Raw genomic sequence first — 13,502 nt, 5'->3', positions numbered from 1 at the left:
GCCGCCGGCGGTCAGCGCGCGTCGCCCGCGGCCGGCGACGCGACCGCCAGCGCAAACTCGAACACCGCGCCGTGCCCGGCCCGGTCGACGAGCCGGATGCTGCTGCCGTTGAGCGCCAGCATCCGGTGCACGATCAACAGGCCGAGCCCGCCGCTCGTCGCCGTGCCGCCGCTGATCGGCCGCTGCGGCCGCTGGAACAGCCCTTCGCGCCGCGCCGCCGGAATCCCTTCCCCGGTATCCGACACCGTCACGACCACACGGTCTTCCCGAGGCTCGAGCGCGATCTCGACCTCGCCCTGCGAAGGCGTGTGCCGCAGCGCGTTGTCGAGCAGGTTGGTCAGCACGCGCTCGATCATCCCGAGATCGGCCGACACGACCGGCACGCGCGGCGGGATCCGCGCATGCAACGCGACGCCGCGCGATTGCGCGGTCAGCTCGAACTTCTGGAACACGTCCTGCACGAGATCGACGAGCGAGAACGGCTCGCGCTCGGCCTGCACCCCGCCCGATTCGAGCCGCGCGAGCTCGAACAGCGCCTGCGCGAGCCGCCCGACCTTCGCGCTCTGCGCGAGCGCGATCGACAGGTAGCGCCGCCGTTCGGGCTCGGCCAGCGTGTCGGCCTTCAGCGACAGCGTCTCCAGATAGCCGTGCAGCGACGTGAGCGGCGTGCGCAGGTCGTGCGAGATGTTCGTGATCAGTTCGCGCCGCTGCTGGTCCTGGCGCGTCAATGCGCGCCACTGTTCGCCGATCCGGTCGGCCATCTGCGCGAACGCGGATTCGAGCACCGCGATGTCGTCGCCGCGGCGGCCCGGCGGCAAGCGCAGCACCGGCGGCTGCGTATCGGGCATGGCGGGCATGGCCGGCGCGCCAGGCGCGCCGCTCGCGTCGAAGCCGCGCATCGCGGCCGTCAGCCGGCGCAACGGGCGCGTGATGAAGCTGAAGGCGACGAGGCCCGCGAGCAGGCCGAGCAGCGCGACGATCGCCATCGACCACAGCGTCGTGCGCAGCACGTTGCCGGCGTCGACGCGCGCGGCGAGCCGGTCATGCGCCTCGCCGAGCAACACCACGTAGATGTAGCCCGACGGCGGCTGCCCCGCGCGCTGCAGCGGCGCGGCGCTGAACACCTTGCGCGCGTCCGGGCTGCGCGGGTCGTCGCCGAGAATCGGCAGCGGCTGGCCCGCGATGAAGCGCTGCACGGGCGCGAGATCGACGCGGTCGCGCTTCACGTGGCCCGGCGGCGCGTCGTCGCCCTTGATGCGCCCCGCGTTGTCGAGCAGGTATACCTCGACGCTCGGGTTCACGCCCATCAACTGGCCGAACAGCGTGCGCACGGCGTCGGGGCGCAGCCCGTTCGCGTCCATCAGCGGCGCGCTGCTCGCGATGTTGGCGGCCAGGTCGCGCGACAGCGCCTGCACGACTTCCTTCTCGCGCATGTCGTTCGCGCGGATCTGCAGCCACGCCGACGCGCCCGAGCACGCGAGCAGCAGGATCGAGAACACGAGCGACAGCCGCCGCGTGAGCGTGAGTTTCATCATGCGTCCCGCTGGCCCGGCGCGGCGAGCTTGTAGCCGCGGCCCCAGACGGTGAGGATTCGCACGGGCTCGGCCGGATCGGCCTCGATCTTCGCGCGCAGGCGGTTGATGTGGGTGTTGACCGTGTGTTCGTAGCCTTCGTGCTGGTAGCCCCACACGGCGTTCAGCAGATCCATCCGCGAGAACACCTTGCCCGGGTGTCGCGCGAAGAAATACAGCAGGTCGAATTCGCGCGGCGTGAGGTCGATGCGCACGCCGTCGACGCTCGCCTCGCGCGCGATCGGGTCGATCGCGAGCCCGGCGACGTCGAGCGTGCCCGCGTCGATCCGCGAATCGCGCGCGAGCGCATCGACGCGCCGCAGCAGCGCCTTCACGCGCGCGACGAGTTCGAGCACCGAGAACGGCTTCGCGAGGTAGTCGTCGGCGCCGAGTTCGAGGCCGAGGATCCGGTGCACCTCGCTCGAGCGCGCGCTCGTGATGATGATCGGCGTGTAGCGCGTCATCGCCCGCGCGCGCCGGCAGATTTCGAGGCCGTCGACGCCCGGCAGCATCAGGTCGAGGATCAGCGCGTCCCAGTTGCCCTGTTCGAGCAGGCGCAGCCCTTCGGCGCCGTCCGCGCTGTGCACGACCTCGTAGCGCTCGTCGCGCAGGTGCAGACTCAGCACGTCGGCGATGTCGGCGTCGTCCTCGACGATCAGGATGCGTTTCGGTTGGTCCATGGCGGTGGGCGGCGGCACGTCGGCGCGACGCTCGGTGAGGGTTGTCGGGCGGTTGCCGGGCGGCGCTCGGTCGCCCGGGTCGCCGCCCGGCGAAAGGCCGCGCTGCCGTCATTGTGCAAAATTTTGCGGCGGAGAGTGATCACAAATCGTTTAAATCTGGATCGTACTCGTGATGTGAGCCAATCTCGGCGAGGCTTCGCGCTCCGGCCCCTCGAACCCGATTCGACGCGCTCCGGCGCAAACGCCAAAAGGCCGGTTCGAAAAGACGGCACGGTTTCGCCATCTCGGCTCCCATGCGGTCAGAACCGGGAATTGACGCGCACATATGCGGACTGCGCCGACACGTGGCTCGTATCGATCGTCGCATCCAGCCCGAGCGATACCGTGGTCGTCTTGGCGGCCTGCAGCGTGACGCTGGCGCCCGTGGTCAGGAACGCGCGCGGAAGATCGGTACCCGGCGCCGCGAACACGGTCCCGTCCTGGCTCTGCACCTGGACGACGCGGCTGCCGCGCAGCACCTCGTGCGCGTAGCCGACGCGAAGCTGGACGCCGACCGGGCGCACGGCGTCGCCGAACGCCTTGTCGAGCGACACGCCCGCGTAAGGCTGAAGGCTTCTCGCACTGTCGGGCCCGACGTTCAGGTTCTGGCCGTTGGCGCCGTTCTCGCCGAAGCCGCTGCCACGCACGTACGCATACCGCAGCCCGATGTGCGGCGTGAACCGGAAACCGCCGGCTTCCATCGGCAGGCTGGCCTGCGTGGCGGCGGTGAATTCGTGGCCGAGATGGTCGCCTTCGGCGGTACCCACGCTGCCGAACGGCCGCTTCTGCGACAGGAAATCGAGACCGTAGCCGAGCGCCGCCGACAGGTTGACGGCGCCGATCGGCCGTGCGCCGTACAGCGCGACGCGCAGCGTGTCGATGGCGCCCGATGCGCCTGTCGTGTCTTCGGCCAGCGTAGTGTGCGTGTAGCCGCCGGCCGCACCGACCGTCGCTTCGCCGAGCCGCCCCTGTGCGCCCGCCAGGAACCCGTACGCGTGCGTGAGGAAGCCCGGCGCGCCGCCCGTGCCGCCCACCTTGGTGCTGGAACCATTGGCCACGGCCCACACGTTGCTGGCACCCGCCGCGTCATCCTGCCGGCCGGCGAGACGCCCGAGCAGCGTCGAACTGGCGTCTTGCGCCTGCAGCAAGGCCGTCGTGCCGAGCGCCGTGTAGATCGACGTCCTGGTCGGCGCGATGACCGTTGGGCCGGCCGGCGTGCCTGGGCCGGCCGGCGTGCCGGGCCCGGCCGGCTCGGCGAGCAGCAGGTCGACCGCATTGGCGCCGTAGTCCACCGACGATTGCAACGCGCCGAGATTCGCGCCGGCCGTGCTGGTGCCGACGTTCGAGAAACGGCCCGTCACGCCGTTGGCCGCGCTCAGCACGGTGTAGCGGCGGGCGGTATAGGTGCCGGGATCGAACAGAACGGCCAACGAACCGCCGAGCGTCGCGGCGCCGCCTACGCGCAATTGCGATGCTTCCGTCGGGCTGACCTCGATCGACAGCGTGCCGCCCGCCGCCTGCGTGTAGTTGCCGCCCACGGTCAGCGTTCCGATCGAACCGCCCGGCGCGACCACCCCGCTGCTGCTGACGGCGCCCGCTACCGTGCCATGGCCGCGCAACGTGCCGAGCGCATCGACCACGACATTGCCCCCCAGCACTGCACCGGCATTCGCCGCGTCGCCAACGGCCAACGTGCCGCCCGCCACCGTCGTCGTTCCGGAGAACGCGTTGCTGATACCGTTCAGCGTCAGCGTGCCCGCGCCTCGTTTGACCAGGCCGCCGGTGCCGACGAGGCTGCCGCTGAAGGTTTGCGACGAGTCGTCGGCCAGCGTGAGCGCGCTGCCGCCCACCACCACGCGGCTGCCTGCCACGCCGGACAGATGCGCGACCGTCTGGCTGCCGGCCGCGGACAGGTCGAGCGCGGCCGCGTGGCCGGCGAGCGTGACCGACGTGGACGACGCCAGCCGGCCGGCGCCCGACAACGCGAGCGTGCCCGCGTCGACCGTCGTCGCCCCGGTGTACGTGTTCACGCCGGACAGCGTTTGCGTGCCGCCCGCCACGGTCAGCCCGCCGGTGCCGTCAATCACACCGCCGAACGTGCCGGCCGCATTGGCGAGCGTCAACGTGCGACCGCCCAGCGCGACCGTGCCCGTACCCGTGAGCGCATTGATCGTCGCCCCGGCGGTCGTCCCCGAGATATCGAACGTCCCGTTGTCGACGACCGCGCTGGAGGCCGCAATGCTGCCCGAACCGGTCAGCGCCAGCGTTCCGGCATTGACGGTGGTAGCGCCCGTGTAGGCGTTCGCCGCCGACAGTGTTTGCGTACCGCCGCCGACGGTCAGTGCGCCCGTCCCGTTGATGGTTCCGCCGAACGTGCCGGCCGCATTGGCCAGCGTCAGCGTGCGGCTGCCCAGCGCCACCGTGCCCGTGCCGGTCAGCGCATTGATCGTCGCCCCGGCGGCGGTCGCCGAGATGTCGAACGTGCCGTTGTTGGCGATTGCGCTGGAGGCGGCGAGGCTGCCCGAACCGGTCAATGCCAGCGTGCCGGCGTTGATCGACGTTGCACCGGTAAAGCCGTTCGTACCGGACAGCGCCTGCGTACCGCCCGCAACCGTCAGGCCGCCGGTGCCGCCGATCACGCCGCTGAACGTGCCGGCCGCATTCGCGAGCGTCAGCGTGCGACCGCCCAGCGCCACCGTGCCCGCGCCGGTGAGCGTATTGATCGTCGCCCCGGCCGTCGTCCCCGAGATATCGAACGTGCCGTTGTTGGCGATTCCGCTGGAGGCGGCCAGGCTGCCCGAACCGGTTAATGCCAGCGTGCCGGCGTTGATCGACGTTGCACCGGTAAAGGCGTGGACGCCCGACAGCGTTTGCGTGCCGCCCGCCACGTTGAGCCCGCCGGTACCGCCGATCGCCCCGCTGAACGTGCCGGCCGCATTGGCGAGCGTCAGCGTCCGGCTGCCCAACGCGACCGTGCCCGTGCCCGTGAGCGCATTGATCGTGGCGCCCGAGGCCGTCCCCGAGATGTCGAACGTGCCGTTGTTGGCAATCCCGCTGGAAGCAGCGATGCTGCCCGTGCCGATCAGCGCGAGCGTGCCGCCGTTGATCGCGGTGCTCCCCGTATAGCTGGCGGCGCCGGATATCGCGAGCGTGCCGGTACCCGCCTGCACGAGGCTGCCCGCCCCGCTGACGGTGCCGCCATACGACACCGTGTCGCTGCGGTTGAACGCCAACGTGCCATTGTTGACGATGTTGCCGACGACCGAGCCCGTGGTCCCGCCGCTGCCGATCTGCAGCGTGCCGGCGCTGATGGTGGTGCCGCCGGTATAGGTGTTGTCTCCCGTCAGCGTGATCGTTCGGCCGCCGCTCACGGCCACACTGCCCGCCCCGGATACCACGCCTGAAACCACTAGGCCAGTCGCGCCGGAATTGAAGGTCACCCGGGACGCGGCATCGCCAAGCGTCACCTGGTTGGACAGCGTGAGCCCGGCGGAACCCGCGGCGATGGTGGCCGCCGCCGCCGCAGCCACCTCGAGGTTTCCGACGATGTTGGACCCGGTCACCAACTGCAGCGTATTGTTCGCGCCGTTGAACCGGACGGCTGCCGCGCGCGTGACGCCGTCCGCGTACAAGCCGCCCGAGATCGTACCGCCGTTGACGACGAAATCGCCGCCATTGACGATGACGCCGGCCCCGGCGGCCGCGCCGTTGCCGGCGCCGCCGGCGATCGTGCCGACGTTGGTCAGCACGGTGAAGCCGCCGGCCAGGTTGACACCGGCGCCGCTGGCTCCGGCCGTGCTTGCGCCACCGCCGCTGACGCCGCCCACACCGCCGGTGATGGTCCCGAGGTTGGTCACCTGCGAACCGGGCCCCAACGTCAGCAGCCCGTCGCCGCCCCCGCCGCCGCCGCCCGGGTTTCCGCCACTGCCCCCGTTGCCGCCGTTTCCGCCGACGAGCGCTCCCTGGTTCGACACGTCGGCCGCCGGCGTCACCATGACGAGCGCAGCGCCCCCGCCGCCTCCACCGCCGCCGTTCGACGCAGGCCCCGACGTGCCGGCTCCGCCATTCCCGCCGGTGCCGCCCTGCACCGTCACGCCGTTGTTGACGGTCACGCTGGTGCCGGTCGAATACACGCCCGCGCCACCGCCACCGGCACCGCCGGCGAAATTGAATCCATCGAAGGCCTGACCGGCGCCGCCTTGCGCGTTCGCGTTGACCACCGCATCGCCGGCCAGCACCACCGCCGGCGCTCCGCCGGGGCCGCCCTGGCCGCTGTCGTTCGTCGCACCGGTGCCGCCTGTCCCGCCTGACGTGGCCCCGCCGGGGACCTGCACCGTGGCCGAGCCTCCGCCCAACGTAGACGAACCCCCGCCACCGCCGTTACCGCTGCCGCCGTTGCCGCTTCGGTCCGGGATGCCGTCGCCGCCGGGCGCGCTGCAATTCGCAATGGTGCCGGCCGAACACGTGGCGGCCCAACCCGGAACGGCCGCGCCGGCCAGACCGAGCGACACGCCGATCGAAACGAGGCAGGCGCGGCGGCGCGCGGGCGTGGCGCCATGGCCGGTGTCGACTCCGCCGTGCGACGCCTTTGTACGTTCGGATACCACTTGCGGAGCATGCAAGCTGCGGCTCCAGACCAGCCGATAGACCCGGTTCATGTCGATCCCCTCGGTGCATAGACCCATGGGCCTGGCGCCGGTCACGGAGAGGCTGCCCCGATGGCGCGACGGACCCGTTCTAGTTGTCTTTCTATGGCGCGCCGGTCCGCGGATACTGGTTGTGTTGGTTCATCGGTCGGGGCGCATGCGCGCGCAATATAACACCTACGTCGGCAGCACATCCAGGTTGTCGTGGCCCCGTCACGCTCCGGCGGCGAGCGGAAGACACGACGCGGTCGACGACGCCTCGTGGTCGACCCCGGCTACCCGATGTCTTCCGTCCGTACGCCTGACACACGGCGTCTTTCAATGCGCGACCGCCGCTCGGTCTCCACGTGCCCGCCAGCCTGCCAGCCGGTTCGGGACCGACACGGAAAACAACGCCAACACGCCCGTCACGCGCCTTGACGACCACACCGGCTTTCGTCCGACTCGTCTCGAAACGAGAACGATCAATTCTCGGCAGCGGGGATTCTGCCGCAGCCGACGAGTTTCTAGACTTACCGCAAGCGATGAGACCTGCTCGTCGCACCTGCCCAAAGGACACCGTCATGAAGCTCTACGTTCACCCGCTTTCCGGTCATTCGCACCGCGCACGCCTGCTCATCTCGCTGCTCGGCATCGAGCACGAACTGATTGAAGTCGACCTGGCCGCCGGCGCGCACAAGTCGCCTGAATTTCTGGCGCTGAACCGCTTCGGTCAGGTGCCGGTGCTGGTCGACGGGGACACCGTGATCGCCGATTCGAACGCCATTCTCGTGTATCTCGCCCGCACGTCGGGCAACCGCGACTTCCTCCCGCCATCGCCCGTACAGGAAGCCGCCGTGCAGCGCTGGTTGTCCGTCGCGGCCGGCGAGATCGCATTCGGCCCAGCCGCCGCGCGGCTCATCACGGTGTTCGGCGCGAAGTTCAACGCCGACGAAGTGATCGCCCGTGCGCATCGCATCCTCGCGCTCATCGACGCCGAACTCGCGGCGCGCGACTTCATCGTCGGACCGAAGCCGACCATCGCCGACGTCGCGTTGTACAGCTACGTCGCGCGCGCGCCGGAAGGCAACGTGGATCTGTCGGGCTATTCGAACGTCGCGGCGTGGCTGCGCCGCATCGAAGCGTTGCCGGGCTTCGTCGAGTTCGTGAAGACGCCGGTCGGGCTCGCGGCGGCTGCGTGAGCGAAGTCGGCCCGTCGCCCGTGCAGGCCGACGGGCGACGCCGGCGCATCCAACGCGTCATGTGCAAATTCCGTCGAGGAGACACATCGTGAGCACGGTATCGAATGAAGCGAACTCGCCGTGGCATCGGGGCGAACTCGAGCTGCAGGAAAAGACAGGCGTGATGCAGAAGATGGACAGCGTGGGACGGCGCTTCGTCAGGAACCACATGCCCGACCAGCATCGAGCGTTCTTCGCGCAGTTGCCTTTCGTCGTCGTCGGCGCGGTGGCGGACGACGGCGACGTATGGGCGACGTTCGCGTTCGGCCGGCCCGGCTTCATGCAGTCGCCGAACGACAAGCGTCTGCGCATCGACACCGTATTCGATCCGAACGATCCGGCTGCCGGCGGCACGCGCGACGGCGCGGCGATCGGCCTGCTCGGCATCGAACTGCATACGCGGCGTCGCAATCGGCTGAACGGCGTGATCCGCCGCGGCGAGACGCGCGCATTCGATCTCGACGTCGTGCAGAGCTTCGGCAACTGCCCGCAATACATCCAGTTGCGCGATTTCGCGTTCGTACGCGAACCCGATACGTTTTCCGCAATCGCACCTGAGCAGAGCGATCATCTCGACGATCGCGCCCGCGCGATCGTCGCGGCTGCCGACACGCTGTTCGTTGCGTCCTACGTCGGTGACGGCGCCGAGCGTCAGGTCGACGTTTCGCATCGCGGCGGCAAGGCGGGGTTCGTACGCATCGGCGACGACGGCGTGCTGACGATTCCCGATTTCGCCGGCAACCTGTTCTTCGCGACACTCGGCAATTTCCTGGTCAATCCGCGCGCGGGCATCGTGTTCGCCGACTTCGAAACCGGCGACGTGTTGCAGATGACCGGTGAAGCCGAAGTCGACCTCGATTCGCCCGAGATCGCCGCATTTCAGGGCGCGGAGCGACTGTGGCGCTTCAAGCCGCGCCGCGTCGTTTATCGCGCCGGCGCATTGCCGTTGCGCTGGACGTTCCGGGCGGAAGGCTGGTCGCCCAACTCGCTGATGACGGGGAGCTGGGACGAGGCCGCGCGCCGCCTGAAAGCGGCCGAACTGGCACGGGCATGGCGTCCGTTCAGGGTCGCGAAAATCACCGACGAGAGCACGCTGATTCGCTCGTTCCTGCTCGATCCCGAGGACGGCGCCGGATTGGTGCCGCATCTGGCGGGCCAGCACGTGCCGATTCGCGTGAACCTGTCGGAGAACGGCGCTCCGCTCATCCGCACCTATACGTTGTCGAGCGCGCCGTCAGACGGCGTGTATCGCATCAGCGTCAAGCGCGAAGGACGCGTGTCGTCGCATCTGCATGACATGGTGCAGGTCGGTGACCGCATCGACGTCCGGGCGCCCGCCGGGCAATTCACGATCGATGCGCTCGAGCGCCGTCCCGCCGTATTACTGGCGGCCGGTGTCGGGATCACGCCGATGCTGGCGATGTTGCGTCACATCGTCTACGAAGGCGCGCGCAAGCGCGGCACGCGCAAGACCTGGTTCTTTCACGCCGCACGCTCCGTGAAGGAACGCGCGTTCAGCGACGAGATCGCCCAGCTCGCATCGGCGGCGAACGGCGCGGTGAACGTGGTGCGCGTCCTGTCGGACGCGAGCGGCGCGCGCGAGGGCGACGAGTTCGACGTCGTCGGCCGCATCGATGCGAACCTGTTGCGCGCCACGCTGCCGTTCGACGACTACGACTTCTATCTGTGCGGACCGTCGGGCTTCATGCAGGCGGTCTATGACGGGCTGCGCGACCTGAACGTGGCGGACGACCGAATCCACGCGGAGTCGTTCGGCCCTTCCGGGCTCGAGCGTCGCGCCGATCCGGGCGCACGTGCCCCACTGCGTGCGCCGGCGGATACGCCGACACCCGTTGCATTCGTCAAGTCGGGCAAGGAAGCGCGCTGGCAACCGGGCAGCGGCTCGCTGCTGGAGCTGGCCGAGGCGCGCGGCCTGACGCCCGAATACGGGTGCCGGGGAGGCAGTTGCGGCACCTGCCGCACCCGGATCGTCGAAGGCGCGGTGACGTATCCGGTCGCGCCCGAATTCAAGGTAGCGGACGACGAAGCGCTGATCTGCTGCGCGGTGCCCGCGCATCGCGAATCGGGCGGCGGCGACCGTCTGCTGCTCGACGCGTAATTCAGAACCCGCGTCACGCGGCGACGATTGCCAACGAAAGGCGTTTGATCCGGAAAGACGTCAACGTCGTGCTCGGGCGCAGGCCCGACGATCATCCCGGCCTGAGCGATCTCGGCCTGCAGGGCCTGCTTGCAGACGGAATGCGATGCTTGCTACGCGCGCCGTTCGGGATGGTTCCGTCGCACGCGCCGTGCCGACTCGCCGCTGTCGGCTATGCCGACCACATCGGCGCCTTGGCTCTCAGCTTTTCGACGCAGAGATCGATGAAGGCGCGCGCCTTCCGGTTCGCGTGCCTGCCCTCCCGATGCACGACATGAACCGGAAGCGGGGCAAGTTCGTGCTCGGCCAGCAGCACGCACAGCGTGCCTTGCGCGAGCTCATCGACCACCTGATAGGACAGCAGGCGCACGATTCCGAGGCCGGCCGTCGCCGCGGCGATCGCGGAATCGTTCGTCGTGGTCACGAGGCGCGGCTGGATGGGGACGGTGAGCGTCTTGTCCCGCGCGCGCAAGCGCCATTCCGGCGCCGGCGTGATGCCCGTCGCCTGGATCGTGACGTGAGCCGCGAGATCGTCCGGATGCCGCGGCGTGCCGTGCGCACGGAGATAAGCGGGAGAAGCGCACAGCACGCGCCGCACCTTGCCGACCGAGATCGCCTGCAGCGACGAATTCGGAAGCTCGCCGATGCGCACGGCCACGTCGGCGCCTTCATCGACGAGATTGACGACGCGGTCCAGAAACCAGCAGTTGAGATTGACGAATGGATGCTGCTCCAGATACTCGAGCGCGATCGGCGTCACGTAGGTCTTGCCGAACAGCACGGGCGCGGTGACGGTGAGCTGGCCGCGTGGCGTATTGCCGGTGCCGGTGGCGGAAAGCTCCGCCGCGTCGATGTCCGCCAGGATTCGCCGGCAGTCTTCGTAAAACGACGCGCCCGCATCGGTGATGCGGACCACGCGCGTCGTCCGCGTCAAGAGCCGCACGCCCAGATGCTCCTCGAGCTCCGTCATCACGCGGCTGATTACCGACGGCGATACGTTCAGCTTGCGCGCCGCCGATGCGAATCCTTCCGTCTCGACCACCGTGACGAAGGTGGTCATGGCCTGGAGCCTGTCCATGTCTGAAAGATATCCGGGTGAAGTGAACGTGTCCTCACGCGCAGCGTGCGTATCGTGCGCATCCATGTCGCCGCATGGCGGCGGCCAGCATAGCAAAGTTTCGAACCCGCTCCGCGTACGACATCGGCACGACGATCATGGCCCGTGCATGCACGAGCGTCGTCGACGGATGGGTGGTCGCCGGCCGGCCACGATCGACGCGGCAACATGGCGCGCCCGATCCGCATCCAGGCAATTACGCGAACGCCGTGCCCGGGCGAAACCGGCGGGCCAACGTAGCTTACGCATCGTCCGTCACGCCGAACGCGCCTGCGGCTCCGCGGTTTGCGACGACCGCATGCGCCACTTCGCTGGCGTCATGCCTACCTGCCGTTTGAACACCCGTTGGAATGCGGCCTCCGATCGATATCCGACCGATTCGCCGATCTCCGCGACGGACATCGTCGTTTGCGCCAGCTTGCGGCCGGCCAGCGCCATGCGGATTTCCGTCAGCACATCGCTTGCCGAGCGGCTGATCGCCTCTTCAAAGTGGCGTGCGAACGTGGCACGCGACATGTGACAGAGCGCGGCCAGTTGCGGAAGCGTCCACGGCTTATCAGGTTCATCGAACATGGCCGCGAGCGCCGGCTGCAGCCGCTGACGCTGCGCAAGCGCCAGCAGGCCGCGCGGCGCGTGGCCGGTATCGGACGCGCATCGCAGGGTCAACGCAAACAGCGCGCCCGACAACTGGTTCACGACCGTCGCGCTGCCCGGTCGTTGCTCGAACGCTTCCTCGCGCATCAATTCGATGACGCGGGCGAGCCTGGTGGCCGCGAATGCGGCGTCGCGCGCCGGTCCGTCGCCCTCGCTCACGCTGCTTACCAGCAAACGCCCCGGCAGATGGTCGCGCAGCAACTGCTGCGGCACCGCCGGGAGGATGAAGCGGCCGCAGAGCACATCGGCGCCATCGCGTGTGCGGCCGTTCGTGACAATGGTCAGGCCGTCCTGATGCCGCTCGCGTGCCGGGCGGGGCGGCTTGCCGCTGCCGTCGCGCAGGCTGTGCGCGCTGCCGGAAGGAAACAGCACGATATCGCCGGCTTTCATTCGAAGCGCGGGTTCGCCTTTCGCGCCGGCGTCGCCTTCCACCACGGCCTCGCCGCGCAACAGCACGTGATAGGGAAATTCCCACTCGTTCGACTCGGGATGGTCGATGCGCCACGGCGAGCCGAAGTGGCATCGCACATCCAGCCGTCCGGTGACCGGCATCAGCGCGAGCAGTCGGTCCAGCAGTTCCATATGAGACGTTTGGGCATGAAGTTGCGGAATTATGGCATTAAAGAACTCGCCGCGCACCCCTACACTGACTCCCATGCCATACGACATGGCTAAGCGGTTCAACCCTCAATCCGAACGAAGGAGTCGATCATGTCCCGTCTCACCACCATTCGCCCCGAAGACGCAACCGGCCCGGCCGCCGAAGTATTCGCGAAGATCAAGAAGGTCGTCGGCAAGGTGCCCAATGCGTACGCAACCATCGGAACGCACAGCCCCGAAGCACTCGGCGCGGCGCTGGCGTTCGATGCCGCTGTCGCGTCGAGCACGCTCGGCAAGGCAGACATCGAAGTCATCAAGCTGGCGGTCAGCGAATACGCGGGCTGTGACTACTGCGTCGCGGCTCACACGCTGATGGGCAAGCTGGCCGGCCTGACGAGCGATCAGATGAAGCAGGTGCGCGCGGGCGAGGCAACCGGCGACGCCGCGCGGGATGCGCTGGTCACGTATGTCCGTACGCTCGTCGGCACGCACGGCACGGTCCCCGGTGCAGTCGTCGATGCAGTACGTGCAGCTGGCTATACGGAACGTCAGCTGATCGAGATCAATCTTGCCATCGCGTCGATCACGTTCACGAATCTCGTGAACCGCGTGAACGACACGACGCTCGATTTTCCCGCCGTGGAGTAACGGCGCGTCCGTGCGCGGCGTCGGCAACCGAATCCGGATGATTCAACCGTCGGCCTTCATCGGAACGGATACTCGCCGACGCGCCCGGAACACGGGCGCCGGCGTGCGCTGCCGCCACGCCGGGTGCACACGTACAGCAAGCTCGAATGACCCGTTCCGAAGTCGTCGA

General features: G+C 68.9%; 8 protein-coding genes. 3 read left to right on the top strand and 5 right to left on the bottom strand.

Going from position 1 to position 13,502, the window contains the following annotated elements:
* Positions 1-11 precede the first annotated feature (11 nt).
* The 3 genes from CFB35_RS30785 to CFB35_RS30775 all read right to left on the bottom strand — a co-directional run bounded on the left by CFB35_RS30785 (position 12) and on the right by CFB35_RS30775 (position 6,948).
* Positions 12-1,532 (bottom strand): HAMP domain-containing sensor histidine kinase, encoded by a 1,521-nt coding sequence (locus tag CFB35_RS30785; protein ID WP_059579106.1) that lies wholly within the window; start codon positions 1,530-1,532, stop codon positions 12-14.
* Complete coding sequence (locus CFB35_RS30780) at positions 1,532-2,251, bottom strand: response regulator transcription factor (RefSeq protein ID WP_059578940.1); 720 nt, start codon at positions 2,249-2,251, stop codon at positions 1,532-1,534. Before CFB35_RS30780 ends, CFB35_RS30785 begins: the two co-directional genes overlap by 1 nt.
* A 299-nt stretch (positions 2,252-2,550) precedes the next feature.
* Entirely contained in the window at positions 2,551-6,948 is a 4,398-nt protein-coding gene (locus CFB35_RS30775; protein WP_089466046.1) for an autotransporter domain-containing protein, read from the bottom strand.
* Positions 6,949-7,499: 551 nt separating this feature from the next.
* Here CFB35_RS30775 and CFB35_RS30770 point away from each other — a divergent pair.
* Positions 7,500-8,117, top strand: coding sequence for a glutathione S-transferase family protein (locus tag CFB35_RS30770; RefSeq protein WP_060315336.1), 618 nt, complete (start codon positions 7,500-7,502; stop codon positions 8,115-8,117).
* Positions 8,118-8,205: 88 nt separating this feature from the next.
* On the top strand, positions 8,206-10,275 hold the full coding sequence (locus CFB35_RS30765; protein ID WP_089466045.1) for a pyridoxamine 5'-phosphate oxidase family protein: 2,070 nt from the start codon (positions 8,206-8,208) through the stop codon (positions 10,273-10,275).
* A 211-nt stretch (positions 10,276-10,486) separates the two neighbouring features.
* On the opposite strand, the gene CFB35_RS30760 is transcribed toward CFB35_RS30765, so the two are convergent.
* A complete protein-coding gene (locus tag CFB35_RS30760; RefSeq protein WP_059578930.1) occupies positions 10,487-11,392 on the bottom strand; it encodes a LysR family transcriptional regulator in 906 nt (301 codons plus the stop codon).
* Positions 11,393-11,686: 294 nt separating this feature from the next.
* Positions 11,687-12,667 carry an AraC family transcriptional regulator gene (locus CFB35_RS30755; protein WP_059578927.1) on the bottom strand — a complete coding sequence of 327 codons (981 nt, stop codon included), beginning with the start codon at positions 12,665-12,667 and terminating at the stop codon, positions 11,687-11,689.
* 129 nt (positions 12,668-12,796) lie between these two features.
* Between CFB35_RS30755 and CFB35_RS30750 the strand changes: the two genes are divergently transcribed.
* Positions 12,797-13,333, top strand: coding sequence for a carboxymuconolactone decarboxylase family protein (locus CFB35_RS30750; protein WP_059578925.1), 537 nt, complete (start codon positions 12,797-12,799; stop codon positions 13,331-13,333).
* Positions 13,334-13,502 lie beyond the last annotated feature (169 nt).

It is taken from the genome of Burkholderia sp. AU16482 (assembly GCF_002223285.1).
In the GTDB taxonomy this organism is placed as follows: Bacteria; Pseudomonadota; Gammaproteobacteria; order Burkholderiales; family Burkholderiaceae; genus Burkholderia; species Burkholderia semiarida.
The sequence above is the reverse complement of the archived record's forward strand: the minus strand, read 5'-3'. Positions and strand labels throughout refer to the sequence as shown.

What these genes read in the sequence shown, in the direction of transcription:
- CFB35_RS30785 (WP_059579106.1), bottom strand. Translation starts at nt 1,532, where the DNA reads ATGAAACTCACGCTCACGCGGCGGCTGTCGCTCGTGTTCTCGATCCTG.
- CFB35_RS30780 (WP_059578940.1), bottom strand. Translation starts at nt 2,251, where the DNA reads ATGGACCAACCGAAACGCATCCTGATCGTCGAGGACGACGCCGACATC.
- CFB35_RS30775 (WP_089466046.1), bottom strand. Translation starts at nt 6,948, where the DNA reads ATGAACCGGGTCTATCGGCTGGTCTGGAGCCGCAGCTTGCATGCTCCG.
- CFB35_RS30770 (WP_060315336.1), top strand. Translation starts at nt 7,500, where the DNA reads ATGAAGCTCTACGTTCACCCGCTTTCCGGTCATTCGCACCGCGCACGC.
- CFB35_RS30760 (WP_059578930.1), bottom strand. Translation starts at nt 11,392, where the DNA reads ATGGACAGGCTCCAGGCCATGACCACCTTCGTCACGGTGGTCGAGACG.
- CFB35_RS30755 (WP_059578927.1), bottom strand. Translation starts at nt 12,667, where the DNA reads ATGGAACTGCTGGACCGACTGCTCGCGCTGATGCCGGTCACCGGACGG.
- CFB35_RS30750 (WP_059578925.1), top strand. Translation starts at nt 12,797, where the DNA reads ATGTCCCGTCTCACCACCATTCGCCCCGAAGACGCAACCGGCCCGGCC.